This is a genomic window from Levilactobacillus zymae, assembly GCF_032190635.1.
Classification (GTDB): Bacteria; Bacillota; Bacilli; order Lactobacillales; family Lactobacillaceae; genus Levilactobacillus; species Levilactobacillus zymae_A.
Map to the genome: position 1 here is coordinate 1444478 of NZ_JAVLAS010000001.1, position 22446 is coordinate 1466923.

At 49.6% G+C, this 22446-nt stretch carries 20 protein-coding genes and 1 CRISPR repeat array; of the genes, 17 read left to right on the top strand and 3 right to left on the bottom strand.

Going from position 1 to position 22446, the window contains the following annotated elements; all coding sequences use genetic code 11:
• From truB to RI501_RS06685, 14 genes are all read left to right on the top strand, one after another.
• On the top strand, positions 1 to 918 hold the full coding sequence (gene truB / locus RI501_RS06620; RefSeq protein WP_313821040.1) for a tRNA pseudouridine(55) synthase TruB: 918 nt from the start codon (positions 1 to 3) through the stop codon (positions 916 to 918).
• Between the two features lie 23 nt (positions 919 to 941).
• On the top strand, positions 942 to 1895 hold the full coding sequence (gene ribF, locus RI501_RS06625) for a riboflavin biosynthesis protein RibF (RefSeq protein WP_313821042.1): 954 nt from the start codon (positions 942 to 944) through the stop codon (positions 1893 to 1895).
• Positions 1896 to 2169: 274 nt separating this feature from the next.
• Positions 2170 to 3207, top strand: a complete 1038-nt coding sequence (gene hrcA / locus RI501_RS06630; RefSeq protein ID WP_313821044.1) for a heat-inducible transcriptional repressor HrcA — start codon at positions 2170 to 2172, stop codon at positions 3205 to 3207.
• Positions 3208 to 3228: 21 nt separating this feature from the next.
• Positions 3229 to 3834, top strand: coding sequence for a nucleotide exchange factor GrpE (grpE, locus tag RI501_RS06635; protein WP_313821046.1), 606 nt, complete (start codon positions 3229 to 3231; stop codon positions 3832 to 3834).
• Positions 3835 to 3868: 34 nt separating this feature from the next.
• Positions 3869 to 5752, top strand: a complete 1884-nt coding sequence (gene dnaK, locus RI501_RS06640) for a molecular chaperone DnaK (protein WP_313821048.1) — start codon at positions 3869 to 3871, stop codon at positions 5750 to 5752.
• A gap of 127 nt (positions 5753 to 5879) precedes the next feature.
• A complete protein-coding gene (gene dnaJ, locus RI501_RS06645; RefSeq protein ID WP_313821050.1) occupies positions 5880 to 7025 on the top strand; it encodes a molecular chaperone DnaJ in 1146 nt (381 codons plus the stop codon).
• 307 nt (positions 7026 to 7332) lie between these two features.
• A complete protein-coding gene (locus RI501_RS06650; protein ID WP_057730749.1) occupies positions 7333 to 7482 on the top strand; it encodes a teichoic acid D-Ala incorporation-associated protein DltX in 150 nt (49 codons plus the stop codon).
• Positions 7483 to 7522: 40 nt separating this feature from the next.
• On the top strand, positions 7523 to 9049 hold the full coding sequence (dltA, locus tag RI501_RS06655) for a D-alanine--poly(phosphoribitol) ligase subunit DltA (protein ID WP_313821052.1): 1527 nt from the start codon (positions 7523 to 7525) through the stop codon (positions 9047 to 9049).
• The gene (gene dltB / locus RI501_RS06660) at positions 9049 to 10260 is read left to right on the top strand and encodes a D-alanyl-lipoteichoic acid biosynthesis protein DltB (protein ID WP_313821054.1); all 1212 of its coding nucleotides are present in this window, start codon (positions 9049 to 9051) and stop codon (positions 10258 to 10260) included. The genes dltA and dltB overlap by 1 nt, the downstream gene beginning before the upstream one ends.
• Before the next feature lie 42 nt (positions 10261 to 10302).
• Entirely contained in the window at positions 10303 to 10536 is a 234-nt protein-coding gene (gene dltC, locus RI501_RS06665; protein WP_057730754.1) for a D-alanine--poly(phosphoribitol) ligase subunit DltC, read from the top strand.
• 3 nt (positions 10537 to 10539) lie between these two features.
• Complete coding sequence (gene dltD, locus RI501_RS06670) at positions 10540 to 11829, top strand: D-alanyl-lipoteichoic acid biosynthesis protein DltD (protein WP_313821058.1); 1290 nt, start codon at positions 10540 to 10542, stop codon at positions 11827 to 11829.
• Between the two features lie 123 nt (positions 11830 to 11952).
• Positions 11953 to 13788 (top strand): translation elongation factor 4, encoded by a 1836-nt coding sequence (lepA, locus tag RI501_RS06675; RefSeq protein ID WP_313821060.1) that lies wholly within the window; start codon positions 11953 to 11955, stop codon positions 13786 to 13788.
• A gap of 264 nt (positions 13789 to 14052) precedes the next feature.
• Positions 14053 to 17438: a CRISPR direct-repeat array (repeat unit 28 nt; unit sequence GTATTCCCCACATGTGTGGGGGTGATTC).
• A 5-nt stretch (positions 17439 to 17443) separates the two neighbouring features.
• Positions 17444 to 17650 carry a hypothetical protein gene (locus tag RI501_RS06680; RefSeq protein WP_313821062.1) on the top strand — a complete coding sequence of 69 codons (207 nt, stop codon included), beginning with the start codon at positions 17444 to 17446 and terminating at the stop codon, positions 17648 to 17650.
• Positions 17651 to 18560: 910 nt separating this feature from the next.
• The gene (locus RI501_RS06685) at positions 18561 to 18839 is read left to right on the top strand and encodes a hypothetical protein (protein ID WP_313821064.1); all 279 of its coding nucleotides are present in this window, start codon (positions 18561 to 18563) and stop codon (positions 18837 to 18839) included.
• Positions 18840 to 18907: 68 nt separating this feature from the next.
• Here RI501_RS06685 and RI501_RS06690 read toward each other — a convergent pair whose 3' ends face one another.
• From RI501_RS06690 to mscL, 3 genes are all read right to left on the bottom strand, one after another.
• On the bottom strand, positions 18908 to 19162 hold the full coding sequence (locus tag RI501_RS06690) for a hypothetical protein (protein WP_313821066.1): 255 nt from the start codon (positions 19160 to 19162) through the stop codon (positions 18908 to 18910).
• A 194-nt stretch (positions 19163 to 19356) separates the two neighbouring features.
• Positions 19357 to 19722 (bottom strand): hypothetical protein, encoded by a 366-nt coding sequence (locus RI501_RS06695; protein WP_313821068.1) that lies wholly within the window; start codon positions 19720 to 19722, stop codon positions 19357 to 19359.
• A gap of 129 nt (positions 19723 to 19851) precedes the next feature.
• Entirely contained in the window at positions 19852 to 20226 is a 375-nt protein-coding gene (gene mscL, locus RI501_RS06700) for a large-conductance mechanosensitive channel protein MscL (protein WP_313821070.1), read from the bottom strand.
• A 229-nt stretch (positions 20227 to 20455) separates the two neighbouring features.
• On the opposite strand from mscL, the gene RI501_RS06705 reads away from it, so the two are divergent.
• The 3 genes from RI501_RS06705 (at position 20456) to prmA (ending at position 22445) form a co-directional block, all read left to right on the top strand.
• A complete protein-coding gene (locus RI501_RS06705; RefSeq protein ID WP_313821074.1) occupies positions 20456 to 20722 on the top strand; it encodes a hypothetical protein in 267 nt (88 codons plus the stop codon).
• A gap of 363 nt (positions 20723 to 21085) precedes the next feature.
• Positions 21086 to 21403 carry a hypothetical protein gene (locus RI501_RS06710; RefSeq protein ID WP_313821076.1) on the top strand — a complete coding sequence of 106 codons (318 nt, stop codon included), beginning with the start codon at positions 21086 to 21088 and terminating at the stop codon, positions 21401 to 21403.
• Positions 21404 to 21494: 91 nt separating this feature from the next.
• Positions 21495 to 22445 carry a 50S ribosomal protein L11 methyltransferase gene (gene prmA / locus RI501_RS06715; RefSeq protein ID WP_313821078.1) on the top strand — a complete coding sequence of 317 codons (951 nt, stop codon included), beginning with the start codon at positions 21495 to 21497 and terminating at the stop codon, positions 22443 to 22445.
• Position 22446 lies beyond the last annotated feature (1 nt).

The window sequence follows — 22446 nt, forward strand, 5'->3', positions numbered from 1 at the left end:
GTGAACGGAATTATCCCCCTGTATAAGGAACGGGGCCTCACAAGTTTTGACTGTGTCGCGAAGCTCCGACACATTTTGCATACCAAGAAGGTCGGCCACAGTGGGACGCTAGATCCCGGGGTTGACGGTGTTTTACCCATTTGCATCGGGTCGGCGACCAAGGTTGTTCCGTACCTGATGGCGTCGGGGAAGGTTTACCGGGGCCAAGTCACGTTGGGTCTAGCGACCACCACCGAGGATCTCGAAGGTGATGAAGTGGCCCGACAGGTGTTGTCCCAGCCGTTCTCACTGACTGACCTACAAGCTGCGGCGGCCCAGTTAACGGGAACCATCCAGCAGACGCCGCCCATGTATTCGGCGGTTAAGGTCCGGGGACGGAAGCTTTACGAGTATGCACGGGCGGGCGAAACCGTGGAACGGCCGACGCGGACCATCACGGTAACGGCCTTCACATTGCGGGACGCGGGAACCTTTGATGCGCAAGCTGGAACCCAGACCATTGACTTTGAGGTCAGCTGCTCCAAGGGAACCTACGTCCGGACACTAGCGGTGGACCTAGGAAAGAAACTAGGCGTTCCGGCCGTGATGGCCTCGCTAACGCGACTTAAGAGCGGTGGGTTTACCCTGGATCAGGCGGTGACCTTAGAGCAGGTCGCAACCGCCGTGGCCCAAGATGACCTGGCCACGGTTTTACGACCGATCGACTACGCTTTGCAGGATTACCCGCACGTGGCGTTGTCCGAGAAGCTTTGGGGGTTAGTTAAAAACGGGGTGTTTTTGAGTCCCGCTGAAATTGAAACGGACCCCAGTATCGTTCCTACCGTTGCGTTGACTTACCAAGGGGCCACTAAGTGTCTCTACCAATGGTCGGCCACTAAACAACAATATAAGCCGTTGAAGATGTTTACGGTGGAGTAAAGTGAAGGAGTGAATAGCCGTTTATGGAAGTTATTCGAATACATCATCCATTGGATCCCCGGAAAATTCCCGCAGATCCAGTGGTCTTAGCCATGGGATTCTTTGATGGCGTGCACTTGGGCCACCAGGCCGTGATTAATCGCGCGAAGGTTCTGGCCCAAAAGCGGGGCGTCAAGCTAGCCGTATTGACGTACGACCATCATCCGGCGCTGGTTTACCGACCGTTGACTAACGACGACCGTAAATATTTGAGCCCAGAACCACGTAAATTGCGGCAGTTAGAACGGTTGGGAGTTGAGCGGGTTTTTTGGGTGAACTATACCGGTGAATTCGCCGCGCAGACGCCGCAAGAATTTGTGGATCACTACCTGGTGCCGTTCCACACGGTTGTAGCGGTCGCGGGGTTTGATCACACCTATGGCCCCAAGGACGTGGCGATCATGGACCGGCTCCCCGAATATGCGCAGGGACGGTTTGCTGTGGAGACGGTGCCGGCCGAAACGCTAGCAAACGGTAAAGTTAGTTCGTCACGAATTCGGGCAGCCATGAAGGCGGGTCAAGTTGATCTGGTGAACCAGCTGTTGGGCTATCCTTATCGCACCACGGGCTTAGTGGTGCACGGAGAAGCCCGGGGGCGGACCATTGGGTACCCAACGGCTAACGTCTTAGTCCCGGAGAATCAATGGCTCCCGGGAATTGGCGTTTACACGGCTCGGCTGAAGGTCGGGGCCATCTGGTATCCCGGGATGATCTCGGTTGGGCGCAATGTGACCTTTGGGGAGCATCGCCCCATTACTGTGGAAATGAATTTATTGGATTTTCACGGCAACCTTTACGGCGAGTCCGTAGCCGTTGAATGGCACCACCGATTACGCGGTGAGGTAAAATTCGACAATGCGGACGGCCTGGTGGCGCAATTAGCCCAAGATGAGGCGGATACCCGCGCGTACTTTGCCCAGGTGGCGCGCCACGAATAGACTGATGGCCAACCCTGATGAATGATTAGGGTTGGCCATTTTGCTGTGCTAAACTAACGGTCTGGTGGGGAAACTTAAGCGTTAGCCGCTTAACGGAAAGACCGGATTCCCTGGTTTGCCGGGTTAAATCGGGCCGTAAATTAAAAAATTAGCACTTAACCTAAGAGATTGCTAAATTTCTTGCTGGATTTCTTGACTTAAAAACGCGATTTTGCTACATTATATATGTGTCTTAGCACTTGGAAGATTGAGTGCTAAAAAAGGGGTGATTGTGATGCTGTCAGAAAGACAGATGATGATTCTGCGAGCCATTGTCCGTGATTTCACCAACAGTGGTGTTCCGGTGGGATCCAAGGCACTAGCTAAGCAGTTACCCATCCACGTCAGTTCGGCCACGATTCGTAATGAAATGGCGGCCTTGGAAGACCAAGGGTTGATTCGGAAGACCCACTCGTCTTCTGGGCGGATTCCGTCCGTCGAAGGTTATCGCTACTACGTGGATCATTTGGTTAAGCCAGACCCGTTGCGGCCTAATGACTTGAGCATGATCCAATCGTCACTGGGCGGTGACTTCCATAAGATTGATGAGATTATCTCCCAATCGGCCACCATTTTATCGAATTTGACCAGCTACACGGCCTTTACCTTAAAGCCAGAACTCAAGGATAGTCGGTTAAGTGGCTTTCGGTTGGTCCCCTTAGGCCACCGGCAAGTCATGGCGATTTTAGTTACCGATAGTGGGGACGTGGAAAATCAAACGTTTGATGTGACCGAAGCGGTGACAGGTGAGCAGTTGGAAGCCGTTGTCCGCTTGATTAACGATCAGTTAGTCGGGTTGACCTTACCGGAAGTGTTGCAGAAGTTACGGACCGACATTCCCGCGAAGATTACGCATTACCTGCAAAGTCCGCAGGGATTCTTGGATATCTTTGGGGATGTCTTGACTCGGGCGGCGCAGGAGCGTTTCTACGTGGGCGGTCGCTTGAACCTGTTGAACTTCTCACAGGATAGTGACGTTGATTCTTTAAAGGCGTTGTATTCGTTGATTGATAAGACGGATGATATCGCCAACGTCTTGGGTCAGCCACGGGATAACATTTCCGTGCAGATTGGTAACGAAATGACTAACGACGCATTGCGTAATTATAGTTTGATTACGGCAACCTACGACGTTAATCAGCACGGTCGCGGAATGATCGCCATTTTAGGACCTACGCGAATGCCATATTCGCGAATGTTAGGTCTGGTTGGCGCGTTTCGTGAAGAGCTCGCGAAAAAACTACTCGATTATTATCGTTATTACGACGAGTAACAGAAAGGAAGGGGTTCATTCGTGGCTGATAAGCAACCGAAATCTGCTGACGCTAAACAAGTCCAGCAGGCAACACCAGATCAACCAGCAGCGGACGTGAAGACCTCAGCGTCGAGCGCCGCTGAGCAACCAACCACTAAGGCTGAAAAACAGGCCACCAAGCCGGATCCTCAGGCAGCCGAGTTAGCGGAGCTGAAGCAGAAGTCTTCTGCCATGGAGGACAAGTACCTCCGGGCCGAAGCCGAGATTCAAAATATGCAAACGCGGTTCCAAAAAGAACAGGCGACGTTGATCAAGTACGATGGTCAACAGTTGGCTAAGGATATCTTACCGGTGATTGATAACCTGGAACGGGCGCTGGCCGTTGAAGCTAAGGACGAAGCGGCAACGGGGTTGAAGAAGGGTGTTCAGATGACCTACGATCACTTGGAAGATGCCCTGAAGCGCAACCATGTGACTGAAGTGGTTGCGTTGGGTCAAAAGTTTGATCCGACCTTACACCAGGCCGTTCAGACGGTTCCGGCCAGTGATGACCAACCGGCTGAAACGGTGGTTCAGGTGCTCCAAAAGGGGTATCAGTTAAAGGACCGGGTATTACGACCGGCCATGGTGGTTGTTGCACAATAAATTAAAAATCTAACAGTAAAAGAGGGAATTTTTGATGGCAAGCAACAAAATTATTGGGATTGACTTAGGGACGACGAACTCCGCCGTTGCCGTTTTGGAAGGTAGTACACCAAAGATTATTGCCAACAAGGAAGGCGCCCGGACGACGCCATCCGTTGTGGCCTTTAAAGATGGGGAAACCCAAGTGGGTGAAGTGGCCAAGCGTCAAGCCATTACCAACCCGAACACGATTTCATCCATTAAGAGTCACATGGGTGAAGCCGGCTACAAGGTTAGTGTGGACGGCAAGGACTACACGCCAGAACAAATCTCCGCGATGATTTTGCAACACTTGAAGTCGTTTGCTGAAGACTACATTGGTGATACGGTTTCGCAAGCCGTGATTACGGTACCCGCCTACTTCAACGATGCTCAACGGCAAGCCACGAAGGATGCCGGGAAGATTGCGGGCTTGGACGTTAAGCGGATCATCAACGAACCAACCGCTGCGGCCTTAGCTTACGGCTTGGACAAGCAAGATAAAGACGAAAAGATCATGGTCTACGACTTAGGTGGGGGGACGTTTGATGTCTCCATCCTGGACTTAGGGGACGGTGTCTTTGACGTTCTGTCCACTAACGGGGATACCCATTTAGGTGGGGATGACTTTGACCAAAAGATCATGGACTGGTTAATTGCCGGCTTCAAGGATGAAAATGGTGTTGACTTGTCCAAGGACAAGATGGCCTTACAACGGTTGAAGGATGCGGCTGAAAAGGCTAAGAAGGACCTCTCCGGAGTGACGGAAGCTTCCATTAGCTTGCCATTTATTTCTGCCGGCGCTAACGGCCCACTGCACTTGGAAAAGTCCTTAACGCGGGCTAAGTTCAATGAATTGACCGCTGACTTGGTTGAAAAGACGCGGATTCCAGTGGAAAACGCCTTGAAGGATGCCGACTTACAAGCTTCCGATATCAACGTGGTCATCTTAAACGGTGGGTCCACCCGGATTCCAGCCGTTCAAGAAGCCGTTCAAAAGTGGACGGGTAAGGAACCAAGTCACTCTATCAACCCAGACGAAGCCGTGGCCTTAGGGGCTGCCGTTCAAGGTGGGGTCATTACCGGTGACGTGAAGGACGTTGTGCTGTTGGATGTTACCCCATTATCCTTAGGGATTGAAACCATGGGTGGCGTCTTCACTAAGCTGATTGATCGCAACACGACCATTCCAACGAGCAAGTCTCAAGTCTTCTCTACGGCGGCTGATAACCAACCGGCCGTTGATATCCACGTCTTGCAAGGTGAACGGCCAATGGCTGCTGACAACAAGACGTTAGGGAACTTCCAGCTGACGGACATTCCAGCCGCCCCACGTGGGGTTCCTCAAATCCAAGTGACCTTCGATATCGATAAGAACGGGATCGTTAACGTTTCGGCTAAGGACATGGGGACCAACAAGGAACAAAAGATCACCATCAAGAGTTCCGACGGTCTGTCCGACGACGAAATCGAAAAGATGATGAAGGAAGCTAAGGAAAACGAAGCGGCCGATAAGCAACGTAAGGAAGAAGTCGACACCAAGAACGAAGTCGACCAACTCCTCTTCCAGACCGATAAGACCTTAAAGGAAGTTAAGGGCAAGGTTTCCGACGATGAAATCAAGAAGGCTGAAGACGCACGGGATGCTTTGAAGAAGGCCCAAGAAGCCAACAACCTGGATGATATGAAGACCAAGAAGGATGACTTAACTAAGATTATCCAAGACCTCTCCGTGAAGTTGTATCAACAAGCCCAAAATGCTCAGGGCGGGGCCGCTGGTGCGGCCGGCGCTACTGGGGCCCAAGGTGCTCAAGGTAACGACACGACGAACAATGGTGGTAAGGATGATAATACCGTTGACGGTGACTTCCATGAAGTTCACGATGACGATAACAAGTAAGCCAAGCCAACTTTGAGAATAAGTTAGGGCAAAAAGTCAGAGTCCGCGGGGCTTTGGCTTTTTGTTTCGAGGTATGCTATTCTTACTAGTAGTTTTTTAATATCGGGATTTGATTGGGAGGAAAACGATGGCGCAAAAGGACTTATATGGTGTACTTGGTGTCTCTAAGGACGCCAGTCAAGACGAAATCAAGAAGGCCTACCGGAAATTATCCAAGAAGTATCACCCAGACCTTAATAAGGCCCCTGATGCGGCGGAAAAGTTCAAGGAAGTCCAGGATGCTTACGACGTCTTGGGCGATAAACAGAAACGGCAAAACTACGACCAATACGGGTCGGCAGACGGTGCGCAAGGCGGCTTCGGCGGCTTTGGTGGCGGCCAAGCTGGCGGTTTTGGTGGTGGCGGCTTCGGCGGTGGCGGTTTCGACGACATCTTCAACCAATTCTTTGGTGGGGGCGGTCAACGGAACCCGAACGCGCCACGGCCGGGTCGGGACCTGCAGTACCAGATGAACTTGACCTTTGAAGAAGCCATCTTTGGTAAGAAAACTAAGATCACCTACACCCGTGAGGCACAGTGTCACACCTGTGGGGGGAACGGGGCCAAACCCGGCACCTCACCGGTCACCTGTCACCAATGTGGCGGCTCCGGTTACGTGACCACGGTCACCAACACGCCGCTGGGCCGGATGCAAAGTCAGCAACCTTGCCCGGTTTGTCACGGAACGGGTCAAGAAATCAAGGAAAAGTGCCCAACCTGTGGTGGTTCTGGTCACGAAGAACAACGGCACGAAGTGGAGGTCACCATTCCCGCTGGGGTGGATGACGGCCAACAAATGCGGTTGCAGGGTCAAGGTGAATCCGGCACTAATGGTGGTAGCTACGGGGATCTCTTTATTATTTTCCAAGTGACGCCTAGCAAGGACTTCCGGCGCGATGGCACCGAAATTTACTTTGACCAACCGATTTCGTTCATCCAGGCGGCCCTGGGTGACGATGTCCAGGTCAAGACCGTTCACGGTGACGTTAAGTTGAAGATCCCTGCCGGCACGCAGGGTGGCACCACGTTCCGGTTACGGGGCAAGGGTGCCCCACGGTTGCGCGGCAACGGCAACGGTGACGAGCACGTCACCGTGAAGGTTGTGACCCCGAAGAACCTGAATAAGGGTCAACGGGACGCCTTACGGGCCTTTGCCAAGGCCAGTGGCGAGAACGTTTCCGGGACCGGCAAGGGGAACTTGTTCGACAAAATGCGCGATAAATTCAATGAATAAATAGTAATTGATGCAACGACTGGTGTGGGTTTTAACCAGTCAAGGCTACTGAAAGTGTTCAGTAGCCTTTTTTTGGTCACTCAATTAACTAAAGATTCCAAAATGAAAAGAAACTATTAAGGTTGAGCGGTGTTATTTGCAATCCGGTTTTGGCAATGATAACCTCAGACTATAAGCAATGACCGGAAACTTCGGGATTGCCTGCGCGCCTCTTGCTTCTCGGGAGAACCAAGAGCGACGTATTTGATCGACACCGACTACGGGGACGTTAGGAATGTTAAGTCGGGAAATTTGGGGGTGAAAACTCATGCGCACAAAGTGGCTGGCAATTTGGCATCAGCCAGTGGTCGCCTTCATTGGCTGGACCGTTTTCTACTTTGCGATTTTAATGGCGTTGGTTTATTTGTACGGCTATAGTGGCCTGAACAGTACGACGTTTATCTATAATGAGTTTTAAACGGAGTAATTGAAAATTGAATTCTTTGGGGGGATAAAGATTGATTGAGAACATGATCACGACAATCGACCGAATAGCAACACAAGATCCAGATCGACTGGTTTACGATGATTTGGGTCACACGAACACGTACGGGGAATTGAAACAGTATTCCGATGCTTTGGCGGCACACTTAGACGCCATGCAACTGCCACGTGAAGCCCCCATTTTAGTCTACGGGGACCAAACGTTTAACATGATGGCAACGTTTCTGGGCATCGTCAAGAGTGGGCACGCCTATGCACCGATTGATACGCACTCACCACTAGAACGGATTACCACGATTAACGATATTGCTCATCCGGCAGCGGCCATCGCGGTGGCCGCCTTACCGACCGACCTACCAGGGACGGCGGTCATCACACCAGAAAACTTACAAACGATTTTTGAAAAGCCGGTGACGGACTACCGGGTGGATCACGCGGTCAGTGGGGATGAAACCTACTACATCATCTTCACGTCCGGAACCACGGGGAAACCCAAAGGGGTCCAAATTTCACACACTAACCTGTTAAGCTACGTGAACTGGATGTTAAGTGACGATTTCGACCTGCCACAGCAACCACGAACACTTTCACAAGCGCCATATTCATTCGACCTGTCCGTCATGGATTGGGGGCCGACCTTAGCCGGCGGTGGGACGTTGGTGGCGTTGCCTAAGCAGGTAACCGATAATTTCAAAGTCCTGTTTGAGACCTTGCCACAGATGAAGTTGAACGTTTGGGTTTCTACCCCTTCGTTCATGGATATCTGCCTATTGGAGCCGACGTTTGACGCCGCACACTATCCGGACCTGCAACGGTTCCTGTTCTGTGGTGAAGAGTTAACTCACGCCACGGCGCAGACCCTGCATCAACGGTTCCCGCAAGCCCGGATTTTCAACACTTACGGGCCAACGGAAACCACGGTGGCGGTCACCCAAGTTGAAATTACGGATCAAATCCTTGCCGATTATCCCCGGTTACCGATTGAGTACGCCAAGGACGACACGACCATCACGGTGGTGGACGATCAACTTAACGAGGTACCGGCTGGCACCGAAGGAGAAATCCTAATCAGTGGGCCGTCAATGTCTAAGGGTTACCTGAATAACCCCGAAAAAACGGCCAAGGCATTTATCACTTGGCACGGCCAACAAGTTTACCGTGCGGGTGACTTAGGGGTGCAACTAGACAACGGTTTGATTATGTACCGTGGGCGAACGGACTTTCAAATCAAGCTCCACGGCTACCGGATCGAATTGGAAGAGGTGAACCACTACCTGTCCCAAGAAGAGCACATTCAGGTGGGGGTTGCGGTACCCAAATATAACCGTGACCACAAGGTTAGCCAACTAGTGGCGTGGGTCGTTCCGGCCGCTCAAGAACTGAGCGGTTTGGCACTGACCAAGGCCATTAAAGAAAATCTGCAGGGTGGCGATATGATGGAATACATGATTCCACAACGGTTCGTCTACAAGGAAAGCTTACCGATGACCCCCAACGGCAAGGTTGACATTAAATCTATTATTGCCGAGGTTAATCAGTAATGCTGTCATTTGAACCATACGGGAACCCCACTTACTTCGCCTTACTAGGGGTGGCCCTGCTGCCATTAATGATCGGCTTGTTATACGGCAAACGCTCACGACTATACGAAACGTTGATTTCTATCTTCTTTCTGGTCTTAACCTTTGGGGGACCGAAGTGGACGCAGGGGATTGCCCTGATCATCTACATTTTGTATGAAGTGATGTTGACCTGGGGGTACGCCGTTTACCGTAAACAAAAGAATTCGGGACCAGTTTTTTACCTGATGGTGATCCTGGCAATCCTGCCACTAACCGTGGTGAAGGTCACGCCGGCCGTGGAAAATGGCCAAGCGTCGTTAATTGGATTCTTGGGAATCAGTTATCTGACGTTTAGAGCGGTCCAAACCATGATGGAAACACGGGATGGCACGCTTAAGGACTACCAAGTCATGACGTTCTTGCAATTCATGCTCTTCTTCCCGACGATTTCATCCGGGCCAATTGACCGTTACCGGCGGTTCGAGAAGGATTACCGGTCGGTGCCGGATCGGGCGACGTATCTGGGCATGATTCAAAAAGGGGTGCGCTACATCTTTGTGGGCTTCCTGTACAAGTTCTTATTGGCTTACTACTTCGGGTCCATTCTGATGCCGAAACTGCAGGTCATGGCAATGCATTCTCGCGGCGGGTTTATGGACCTGTCGTGGCCGGTGCTGGGGTACATGTATGCGTACAGTGCCGATTTGTTCTTTGACTTCGCCGGGTACAGTTTGTTTGCCGTCGGGACCTCGTATCTGATGGGGATCGCGACGCCGATGAACTTTAAGCAACCTTGGCGCTCACCGAACATCAAGGACTTCTGGAATCGGTGGCACATTACCTTGTCCTTCTGGTTCCGGGACTTCATCTATATGCGGTTGGTCTTCTGGTTCATGAAGCACCGGGTGTTCAAGAGTCCGCGGACCACGGCCAATGTGACCTACATTATTAACATGTTGGTCATGGGATTCTGGCACGGGGTCACGTGGTACTACATCACCTACGGGCTCTTCCATGGGGTGGCCCTGGTCGTCAACGACGCCTGGTTGCGCTACAAGAAGAAGTACCGGCAAAGTGTGCCGCACAACCGCTTTACGCAGCTGTTCGCCATTTTCTTAACGGCGAACTTGGTCTGCTTTAGTTTCCTGATCTTCTCAGGATTCTTAAATACACTCTGGTTTACCAAATAATAAAAATATGGAGTATTCAATTTCATTTAGGGGGAAATTATCATGGATGTAAAAGAAACTGTTTTGTCAATCTTATCAGATTTAACGGGGAACGATGTTAGTGGTGCGATGGATGATAACTTGTTCGATAGCGGGTTATTAGATTCCATGGGTTCCGTGCAACTCTTATTGCAATTACAAAGCCAACTGGGCGTTAGCGTACCAGTTTCCGAATTTGAGCGGTCAGAGTGGGACACGCCCAACAAGATTGTTAAGAAAGTCGAAAGTCTGGCTTAGCCAATGGCGAAGCGACTGCTACGGATCTTTGGTCCGTTAATTCTCGCGGCAATTCTGGTTCTGGCGATTTTGGTATCACCGGTGACTTTCGGTTTTAAACACGTCAGTGCGGGTGAGGAACGGCAAGCTGCCGTTTCACTATCACCCAACGTTCTAAAGGGGAAGCGGATTAAGGAAGCGGCCTTAAAGGAAAACTATGTCCCGTTTTTCGGGTCTTCCGAATGGTCCCGAATTGATCCCATGCACCCCTCGGTTCTAGCCCAAAAGTATCATCGGGATTACCGTCCATTTCTCTTAGGGGCGCGGGGGACGCAATCGTTAACGCAATTCTTCGTGATACAAAACATTCAGGGCGAATTGCGTAACAAAAAAGCGGTCTTCGTGGTTTCGCCCCAATGGTTTGTGAAGGACGGGACCCGGAAGGATGCTTTTGCCTTCTACTACTCACAACTGCAGACGGCAGAATGGTTGTCCCATTACCGCCACGATGCAATCGACCAGTACGCGGCTAAGCGGTTATTACAAATGCCGGTCGCCAAGTCTGATCACTTCATCTATGCGGCGCTGCAACGCGTGGCTTCCGGGAAGACGTTGACCGATTATCAACGCTTCTATCTGCGGACTAAGATGAACATGCTGACGCAAGAAGATCAATTCTTCTCCGGAATCAACCTCCCATCGCAGAACTGGAACAAAGTTAACCAGCAAGCAAAGAAGTTACCCACTCAATATTCTTATGCCAAGCTGGATCGACTAGCCGGTCAGATTGGTCAGGAACAAACGGGGAATAACCGTTTTCGTATTAGTGATTCCTTCTATAACCAAGGTCTTAAGCAAGAACTGAAAACTGGGAAATTACAAGGCTTCCAACGGAACTTGAGTTACACCAAGTCCCCAGAGTTTGGTGATTTCCAACTAGTGCTTGATCAGTTTGCACGTTTAAAGACCAACGTCATGTTCATCATTCCGCCGGTTAACGACCGGTGGGCGAAGTACACGGGCTTATCGCAGGAAATGCTGCGGCAGTTCGATCAAAAGATTCGTTATCAATTGCAGTCACAAGGATTTAACAACATTTGCGACCTCAGCAGTAAAGGTAACGTCCCGTACTTCATGACGGATACCATTCACTTGGGGTGGCGGGGTTGGTTAGCGGTTGACCAAAAGGTTGATCCGTTCTTAACTAAGTCGCAACCACAGCCCAAGTATCAGATTAACGATAAGTTCTACTCGCAGAAGTGGCAGCAGCTGGATCCAACTCAGTTAGCAACCTACGAAGCGACGACGAAATAACGATTAAAGGAGGGGTTAGCCACGGCTAGCCTCTCCTTTAGTGTTTCGGACACGGGGTTTGTACTTCCCGAGCAGGGTTGGTATAATTATCGAGATATGGTGTTTAGGAAAGTAGGAAAATAAATGGACCTGGAAAAATTAAAGCAACATCAAAAATACATTCGTAACTTTTCCATCGTGGCCCACATTGACCACGGGAAATCGACCCTGGCGGACCGAATCCTGGAAATGACGGATACGGTGTCCAAGCGAGACATGCAGGATCAGATCCTGGATAACATGGACTTGGAACGCGAACGGGGCATTACCATTAAATTAAACGCGGTCGAATTAACTTACCACGCTAAAGACGGTCACGATTACGAGTTTCACCTGATTGATACCCCGGGGCACGTGGACTTCTCTTACGAGGTTTCCCGGAGTTTGGCGGCCTGCGAGGGCGCTGTTTTGGTGGTGGACGCTGCGCAGGGGGTCGAAGCGCAGACGTTGGCCAACGTGTACCTAGCGTTGGATGACAACCTGGAAATCGTGCCGGTTATCAATAAGATTGACCTGCCATCGGCGGATCCGGACAAGGTCAAAAAAGAAATTGAAGACGTCATCGGCTTGGATGCTTCCGATGCCGTTTTAGCCAGTGCTAAGCAGGGTATCGGGATTGAGGATCTCTTGGAACAAATTGTGGCTAAGGTACCGGCACCCACTGGTGATTTGGACGCGCCGTTAAAGGCTCTGGTCTTTGACTCGGTGTATGATGATTACCGCGGGGTGGTGTTGAGCGTTCGGGTTTACGACGGGACCGTTCAACCGGGTGACAAGATTCGGATGATGAATAGTCAGACCGAATACGAAGTGACTGAAGTCGGGGTCAACTCGCCAAACCCGTTAAGCCGGGATTACCTGATTGCTGGTGACGTGGGGTATATCACGGCCAGCATCAAGGATATTACGGAAACCCGAGTCGGGGATACCGTGACTAATGTGGAAGATCCAGCAGCGAAGGCGCTACCGGGTTACCGGGAAATGAACCCGATGGTTTACGCTGGGTTGTACCCCACGGATAACGCTAAACTAAACGATCTACGAGAAGCCCTCGAAAAGCTGAAGCTTAACGATGCGGCTCTCGAATTTGAACCCGAAGCTTCGCAGGCCCTGGGCTTTGGATTTCGGTGTGGCTTCTTGGGGATGTTGCACATGGACGTGGTCCAGGAACGTTTGGAGCGGGAATTTAATCTTGATTTAATCACCACGGCGCCGTCCGTAACCTACCATGCTTACTTGACCGATGGCACCATGAAGGAGGTCGAGAACCCAGCAGAAATGCCGGAAGCTTCGGCCATCAAGAAGATTGAAGAGCCGATTGTGAAGGCGACCATTATGGCACCCAACGAATACGTGGGAGCGGTGATGGAACTTTGCCAACACCGACGGGGCCAATTCCTGACCATGGAATACCTGGATGATTACCGGGTGAACATTATCTACAATATGCCATTGTCCGAAATCATCTTTGACTTTTTCGATAAGCTGAAGTCTAATACGCGGGGTTACGCCTCGTTAGATTATGAGATGAACGGGTACCAGGAAAGTGATCTGGTCAAGATTGACTTATTGTTGAACGGTGACAAGGTCGATGCGTTGAGCTTTATCGCGCACCGGACGTTTGCGGCACAACGGGGCCGCGAGATTGCCAGCCGGTTGAAGGGAATTATCCCACGTCAGAACTTCGAAATTCCAATTCAGGCGGCCATTGGGGCGAAGATCATTGCCCGGACGACCATTAAGGCCTACCGTAAGGACGTGACGGCGCACCTATATGGTGGGGACCGTACGCGACGGATGAAGTTACTGGAGAAGCAAAAAGCCGGAAAGAAGCGCATGAAGGCCGTGGGTCGCGTGGATATTCCTCAGGAAGCGTTCATGGCCGTTTTGAAGACGGACGAGGACGAAACCAAGTCATAGCTAGATTAAAAAAGTTCCGCTGCGGGTGGCTTAGAAGCCAAACGGCAACGGAACTTTTAGTTTATTGAAACGGCTAAGCTTTAAATAACTTAACATAACAAAAATTATCTCAAGTTAGCTGCATGATTACGCTGATTCGGTGTTTGGGGTTGCAAGTTGAGAAGCGACTTAGTAGACTGTATTTGCGGGTGTGCTCCACACCAAGTTCATGTAAAACGCGGAATTGTGAATTTTGAAATGCTGGTATGGCGGCTTTTCTTTAGTGTATTCCCCACATGTGTGGGGGTGATTCCAAATTCAAGAGGTTTTCATTGAACATATTCCGGTATTCCCCACATGTGTGGGGGTGATTCTGAACACATATCTTGATTGTTCTTTATGTGTTCGTATTCCCCACATGTGTGGGGGTGATTCCATGCAATCGCATATATCCAAAAGAGTTCTTGCGTATTCCCCACATGTGTGGGGGTGATTCCCATAGATAAGGAAAGGGTTAGTGATAAATATGGTATTCCCCACATGTGTGGGGGTGATTCTACCCATTTCCGTAATACCCAATTGCCGACTTTGTATTCCCCACATGTGTGGGGGTGATTCTACTAAAAAGGGGTTGACGAGCTTCTTAGATAGGTATTCCCCACATGTGTGGGGGTGATTCTGAAGCTATTACTCAAGTATTGGGGGTTGAATAGTATTCCCCACATGTGTGGGGGTGATTCTATACGGATTGCCGGTTGTCTTATCAATTGGCGGTATTCCCCACATGTGTGGGGGTGATTCTCAGATAGCCCCCTATTAAATCACCGGCATTTCGTATTCCCCACATGTGTGGGGGTGATTCTAATACCTTTTGCTCCCCACTTCTTGAGCCGCTGTATTCCCCACATGTGTGGGGGTGATTCTATGAGTAAAAATACACTTGCGTTAGAAATTGGGTATTCCCCACATGTGTGGGGGTGATTCCTGAATGGCGGCCTCTATGCTGATCCGGTGGAGGTATTCCCCACATGTGTGGGGGTGATTCCATGCAAAGAAACGTTGGTTAGAGCGGCAACAGGTATTCCCCACATGTGTGGGGGTGATTCTAAGCAACCCTTTTTTAAAATTCTTTTTAAATGGTATTCCCCACATGTGTGGGGGTGATTCCGAGTGTACTAAAAAGGGGGCGGCCGGTTGGTCGTATTCCCCACATGTGTGGGGGTGATTCCAAAAAAATTAAAGATATGACTTGGGAGTTAAAGTATTCCCCACATGTGTGGGGGTGATTCTTGCATAAGGGTCATGGGCGGTCATAAATTCTTGTATTCCCCACATGTGTGGGGGTGATTCTAATCACTTGGATAAGTTAAATCCTCGCTATTCGTATTCCCCACATGTGTGGGGGTGATTCCTAGCATCTAATCAGCTAATTAGCCAATTAGTCGTATTCCCCACATGTGTGGGGGTGATTCTCGTAATCAATATATAAGTGTTCCCCGATCGTAGTATTCCCCACATGTGTGGGGGTGATTCCATTGGCTTCTTCGGCAACGTGGGCCATCTCTGGTATTCCCCACATGTGTGGGGGTGATTCTGCAAACGGCCTATGACTTCACGGTTGGCTCTAGTATTCCCCACATGTGTGGGGGTGATTCCGAAGTTCATCGCATGGGCTATCCCAAAACAGAGTATTCCCCACATGTGTGGGGGTGATTCCTGATTATCTTCTCGGAAAAAATAGCACGCCTTGTATTCCCCACATGTGTGGGGGTGATTCCGATTGCATCTTATTGCCCAATCCGGTCAAGTCGTATTCCCCACATGTGTGGGGGTGATTCCGTCGTCTAGATGATCAATGATGTTAGCTTCTCGTATTCCCCACATGTGTGGGGGTGATTCTAATTCAGGCTAGACAGCGGTTTCGGGAAGCACGTATTCCCCACATGTGTGGGGGTGATTCCAAGACAGGCAAAGATACCTAGACTTGTATCGAGTATTCCCCACATGTGTGGGGGTGATTCTAACATTATAGACTGGTGATTTAAAAGATGTTGGTATTCCCCACATGTGTGGGGGTGATTCCGTCTGGTGCTATGGTTAATCGAGTTTTGCGTCGTATTCCCCACATGTGTGGGGGTGATTCCACATTTTCAGATTGCAATTTCACAAATAGACTGTATTCCCCACATGTGTGGGGGTGATTCCACTTACATCAGCCTCCGTTAATTTATCTAAACGTATTCCCCACATGTGTGGGGGTGATTCCTACTGTCCCATTAGCTGCAGCAATCGTGTCGTGTATTCCCCACATGTGTGGGGGTGATTCTATTCTTCAACGAAGGGTTACCGGAGCAGTAAAGTATTCCCCACATGTGTGGGGGTGATTCCATCTCCCCAAAATTGGGGACATCTTTCAGCCGGTATTCCCCACATGTGTGGGGGTGATTCTGATGAGATTGATCGTCTATACAGTATCAGCGAGTATTCCCCACATGTGTGGGGGTGATTCCAGAAGGTACGGGTTATCTCAGTCCCAAGGCTGGTATTCCCCACATGTGTGGGGGTGATTCCAGAAGCATTACAGCCTTATGCCAAGACAGTTGGTATTCCCCACATGTGTGGGGGTGATTCTACCGATTGGTCACCGTTACGGTCCGTGATTTCGTATTCCCCACATGTGTGGGGGTGATTCCACGTTCGATGATTGAGGTTGATGTATTGGTACGTATTCCCCACATGTGTGGGGGTGATTCTTTCATTTTTCTATGGGTTAGGCTACCTGATTCGTATTCCCCACATGTGTGGGGGTGATTCCTCTTTAGCCAGCTGATCGTCGATAGTGCCGTAGTATTCCCCACATGTGTGGGGGTGATTCTTTGAATACGTGTGTGGTTCGATTCCACACCAAGTATTCCCCACATGTGTGGGGGTGATTCTAAGCATACAAGTACGCCCGTCCATAGATGTCAGTATTCCCCACATGTGTGGGGGTGATTCCGTCAACGGACTAGACGATTTCAAACGGGCTAAGTATTCCCCACATGTGTGGGGGTGATTCCGGTATCAAAGTTGTTAGCACCAGATAGGTGGGGTATTCCCCACATGTGTGGGGGTGATTCTAACGTCTCGTGAAATATGTCCATCGTCTTCTAGTATTCCCCACATGTGTGGGGGTGATTCTTGATTCGCTTTTTTCCATAACTTCCTCCTACTTGTATTCCCCACATGTGTGGGGGTGATTCTCCAATTGCATCTTGTCCATTTTCAACATCAAGGTATTCCCCACATGTGTGGGGGTGATTCCAAGGACTACGTGAAGCTGGTCAGAAAGTCTGGGTATTCCCCACATGTGTGGGGGTGATTCTACAACAATCAGGTGTAATGTATCGAGAACTATGTATTCCCCACATGTGTGGGGGTGATTCCTTCATAAAAAATTCCTCCTCTATGTAATCCAGGTATTCCCCACATGTGTGGGGGTGATTCTAAACTATTACCTATTTGTCAAGAACTTTTTTAGTATTCCCCACATGTGTGGGGGTGATTCTACACCCAACTTGAAATGCCTACAGGAACTGCAGTATTCCCCACATGTGTGGGGGTGATTCCATTAGCGGTAAAGGCCTTAGTCCCTTTAGCTGGTGTATTCTCCACATGTGTGGGGGTGATTCTGATTATGACCGTGTATAAAAACGTAAAAGACTGGGAAAATGTCGGGATTATTGAAGTGGAAGGTGATACCATGAAAGAGATAGCTACCGCTATCCGCAAGCTAGAGAGCTACTATCTCTTTAAGCACCATGACTATATGGCTGTGAGTGGAGAAGGCGATCGATACTACTTCACTGAAGGCGTCGCGGGCTTTCACTTCGTGGAGGGCTAGTGGCTCACTATCTTAAGCAAGGGGGTGAGCGGATGCTACTAGGGATTATTGAAATTGTTATCGCATTAATTGGTTTACACATTTTATTAGGTATTTTTTTTTAAGAGTTCGGCCAACGCCGGGCCTTTTTTGGTTTTGAGGGTTGCTACTATATGGGTACACATATATATAATGAAATTGTACCAGACAAGAGGTGAAAACCTTGAAGCGCTTTAGACTAAAAAGACCCAGAACCATCACGCTGACTTTTAAAGTCAGACTGATAATCCTGAGCCTTGACATAGTTTTAAAGTGGTAGTGCTATCTACCATGAAGCTACAACCTTCCTTTTCTGATACTTTATTATATCATAAAATCCGTAAAGATAGGAGCGATAGAAGTGAAGCTGGTAGACTCTAAGCACGTGAAGATCACGGTGCGCTATACAACCCGCCGCGAGTTCTGGAAGTCCCTTGCTGTGGTTGTGGGGGTAATCGTGTTCATATGGTGGTGGCACCTATGACACAAAAAAGACAAGTGAATCACAGCTAAGGGCGTCGGCTAAGTGGGCTGAGAGCCACAAGGAAGAGAAGAGATACATTTGGTATAAGTCTAAAGCCAAGGCTTTTGTTAAGATGGCAACGGCTGAGGATTTACGGGCACTAGCTGAGATGATTAGAGATAAACGAAATAAGTTTTAGGGGTTCTCACACTGGTATGTGTGGTATTCCCCACATGTGCAAGGGGAAAAACTTTACCTTTATTAACTCCGCTGAGTAGCCGGAAGAACCGTTATGTACGTGGGAGAGTTTCCCAGATAATTGAGTGACTAAACCCTCCGGACAGTTTGAATACCTAACCATAGTCTGCCTTAATTAAATTCATTATAATGAATCTAATGTAACGGGGGATTTAGTTAGGGGGGAGCACGATGTTAGGGTACGTATTAGGACGTGATGGCGATATTCGCGAGTTTGTGGCGACCTTGAAACGCCTATACGGTGAGCTGGACTATAATGAAATTCGGCTCGTGCGGGAACTGCTGGAACTGACGGCCCATCCGGGATACGTGGTGAACATGGCCGAAAAGCTTAATCTCACTTCTAGCGAGCTGAGCCACTGTTTGCGGCATCTGCGCGCTTGTGGGTTGATCGATTATTGGTCCGATAGCGAAAAATCAACCAAACACTTAGGTATTCTTGCCAAATAGTAAAAGGCCGTCGTTTACCGTAACGACGGCCCTTTACACGTTTGAGAGCGACTCCTTAACTAGCGCTGCTATTTTTCCCAACCACACAGTTTGTAATGGTGCTGCTTAGCCCATTTTAACGTCACTCGCTTGGTTTTGACCGAATGGTTGAGTCCCCGGCAACTACGTGAATAGTGGTACTTCTTTCCGTGTTTAGGGGCAATGAATACTTTGGTAGCCTTAGCCTCTGCGGTCAGTTGGGGAGTGGTCACTGGGGCCAGCATTCCCGTTAAAGTTAGTGTGGAGACCACCAATAATGTGGCCTGGCGTAATCGTGTAGGCATTGAAAACCCCTCCAAAATAAGATTAAGGTGTGGCGGCTTTCCCACCAGACATCTCGTGGTTCACCGTTCCATCCATTATATTTATCATATCATATGTTGTAATCGGTTTCTCAGAAAGCCATAACCCAACGCAGAAAAAAACGCCAGTCCGCCGACTGACGCATAGGTTAGGTTGAGTTTAGAAGTCAGTATGGTTAGCCCTCGCGGTTGGCGTCTTCCTCTAATTCCAACCAGATGGTTAGTGGGGATGGAATATAGTCGGGCCAGTCTTCCATCTTTTTCGCACAGCGACTCAAAATGTGACTTTGTCCGTCCGTGTCAAGATCGGTAAAAACCGCTAAGGCCACGGGATTATCACTCAGATCGGTCATTAGGGTGGGAACCGTGTGTTTCCACTCTTCGAGGAGGTCCTGGTAAATGACGATACGGCGGGCTTGGTCAATGGCGGCATCCACCCCCGCAAGGTGGAGTTGCTTGATTAACCGGTCATATTCGTTGAATACGGCCGTCTGGGCCCGCTGCCAATCTGTTTTGGTGAAGGTCACTTGTTCTTCTTTCATAGTTAAATTCCCTCTTTAACGGTTATGTAGCGTTCTGGTAAAGCCTAAAAGGTTTCAAGCTCTACAATAGTATAGCATTTTAACGTAAAATAGCTAACCACGAACGGTCTAGTCCCCTCTTGGTCGGAATCAGTGAGTCTCTTTCTTGAGTAAATCAACGATTTCTTTGAGGTATTTTTCTTCGGCGGAAGGTTCGGCCGCGGCATCGTCCTTCGGTGCGGGCAATAAGCGGTTTAGAAACTTGACCAGCAAGAAAACCACAAAGGCGATAATCAAGAAGTTGATAATAGAATTGATAAAGGCCCCGTAGCGAAAATGAGCGTCGCCTACCGTGAAGACTAGGTTAGAAAAGTCAATGCTGCCGACGAAGATACCCAGCAGGGGATTAATTAAGTTTTTGACCAGTGAGTTCACGATGGCGGTGAAGGCAGCCCCGACGATCACCCCAACGGCTAAGTCCATCACATTGCCCCGCGCAATAAATTCCTTAAATTCTTTCAGCATAAAGTGAAACCTCCCTTATTGATAACTTAATTCTTAACGATTTTAGGTCAAAATGCAACCTAAACGCAAGGAAGATAGTGCTTCGGGTTCAGAGATTGGACGATTGAAAGGTGGCAATTAATGACCATTTAAAGCTAAAATGACTAAACGATTGGGTACGAAAAGACTAGGGGAATGCGCGTCTTTCCCGTATAGTAAAGATAACCTTACTAGACAGGAGCGATGATGGATGGCGTTAGACCAATGGCCCATTGATCCCGACTTACTTGACGATGATTTGGATAATATTTTAGACTTCGAGGCGCGCTTACTGTGCATTTTTGGCAGTCCGTTGACCGACCAAGAGATTGCGGATGCCGCGAAGATCCCGCTAGCGGTGATTGTGGGGATCCGGCAGCACGAGGTGGATTATCGGGATATGAAGCTGACCGACGCGTTAGCCCTAGACGATGTTTATGAGCTAGCTCAGGAGGCTTATGACGAACCCACGAAATAAGCGCAGGGGTGACGGCCTACCCAGCGGTGATTACGCGGGCGTCACTTTCTACCAAACTACTGACTAAAACAGGGTTCCGGAAAACCGGGTCCAGCCGCGTTGTTAGACCCGTTTTTCCGGACCTTTTTTGCGGATTATTGGTTTCTAATAATGGATGATAATGCTATAATGAAAGTGGTTTCACGAACCGATAAAACGGGTAAAGTTGGCTTTCATCAGGTAGCCAGATTGTGAACAATTTGCTTGCTTTTTAGGGTGAAATCTATTATTATAGTGAATTGATACATTTTAAAGCGGTTAGACAACCGAAACGGCACTCACCGTTAACCAAACCGAGTAGATTGTCATTAGGAGGTGATTACCATGCTGAGTCGAACTAAGGAATATTTACGGCAACATAATTATCGTTATGAAAAGTCGTACATTCGGCCATTGATGGCGCCAGAGAGCGTCTACGTCTTTAAATTCGGCCGTCATTCGCTCAATAATCGGGTAATCATTCGTTACGGTCATACGTGGACTGGGCGTCAGCGAATTAACGAGATTGATTTGCGGCTGCACAAACAAAAGCATCCCCGGGTGTTCCAAAATGAAGCGGATATGCTCGATTATTTAGAGACGCATCTTGCCCGCCGGGAGCAAAAACAGGTTGACCACCCGACCGATACCGAAAAGGTCTAAGGTTGGTTTCATCAATTTTAAGGGCTAATGGTGAGCCGGCGACAACGTCACATTGTCGCCGGCTTTTTCAGTTTAAGGAGGAGTTATCACGATGCAATGGACAGAAGTGAGCGTCATTACCACCAACGAAGCGGTGGAGGCCGTCAGCAATATCTTACAAGAGGCGGGAGCCAGTGGGGTCAAGATCGATGACGCAGCCGATTACGAACATCTCGAACCGGGCAAATACGGTGAAATTGTCGACCTCAAGACAATCCCTCACCGCACCAGTGGGGCCGAAATTACCGCCTATTATCCAGAAACCGTTTTTATCCCCGAGATTTTACCAACCATTAAACAACGGGTTAGCGGTTTAGCACAATTTGGGTTGGACCCAACTCCGGGGACGGTGACCTCTAAGGCGGTCGCCGACGAGAGCTGGGCGACCGCTTGGCAGAAGTACTATCATCCGGTTCGCGTCACCCGCTATCTGACAGTGACCCCCAGCTGGGAGCCCTATCAGCCCGTTCAGCCCGGTGAACACGTGATTCGGTTGGATCCGGGGATGGCCTTTGGTACCGGGACGCACCCGACTACGGTACTGTCGTTAACGGAGCTAGAAATGGTGGTCCGCGGTGGCGAAAGCATGTATGACGTCGGTACTGGCTCCGGGGTCCTAAGTATTGCGGCCAAGTACCTGGGGGTTGATCAGATTAAGGCCTTTGATCTCGATGACGTGGCGGTTCGTTCGGCGAAGACCAACTTGGACCTCAACCCCGTTGCAACCGACGTGGTAGCCGAACCCAACGATCTACTCAATGGAATTCACCAACCGGTGGACCTGGTGGTGGCCAACATCTTAGCGGAAATTATCGTGCCACTGGTGCCCCAGGCCTGGGAAAACCTGCAACCCGGTGGTCACTTCTTAACGTCCGGCATCATCGCCGATAAGTTGGATTTGGTAATTGCTGCTCAGGAAAAGCAGGGCTTCATCATCGATAACGTGCTTCAAATGAAAGATTGGCGCGGTGTAATTGCCCACAAACCGACGGAGGATGAGTAAA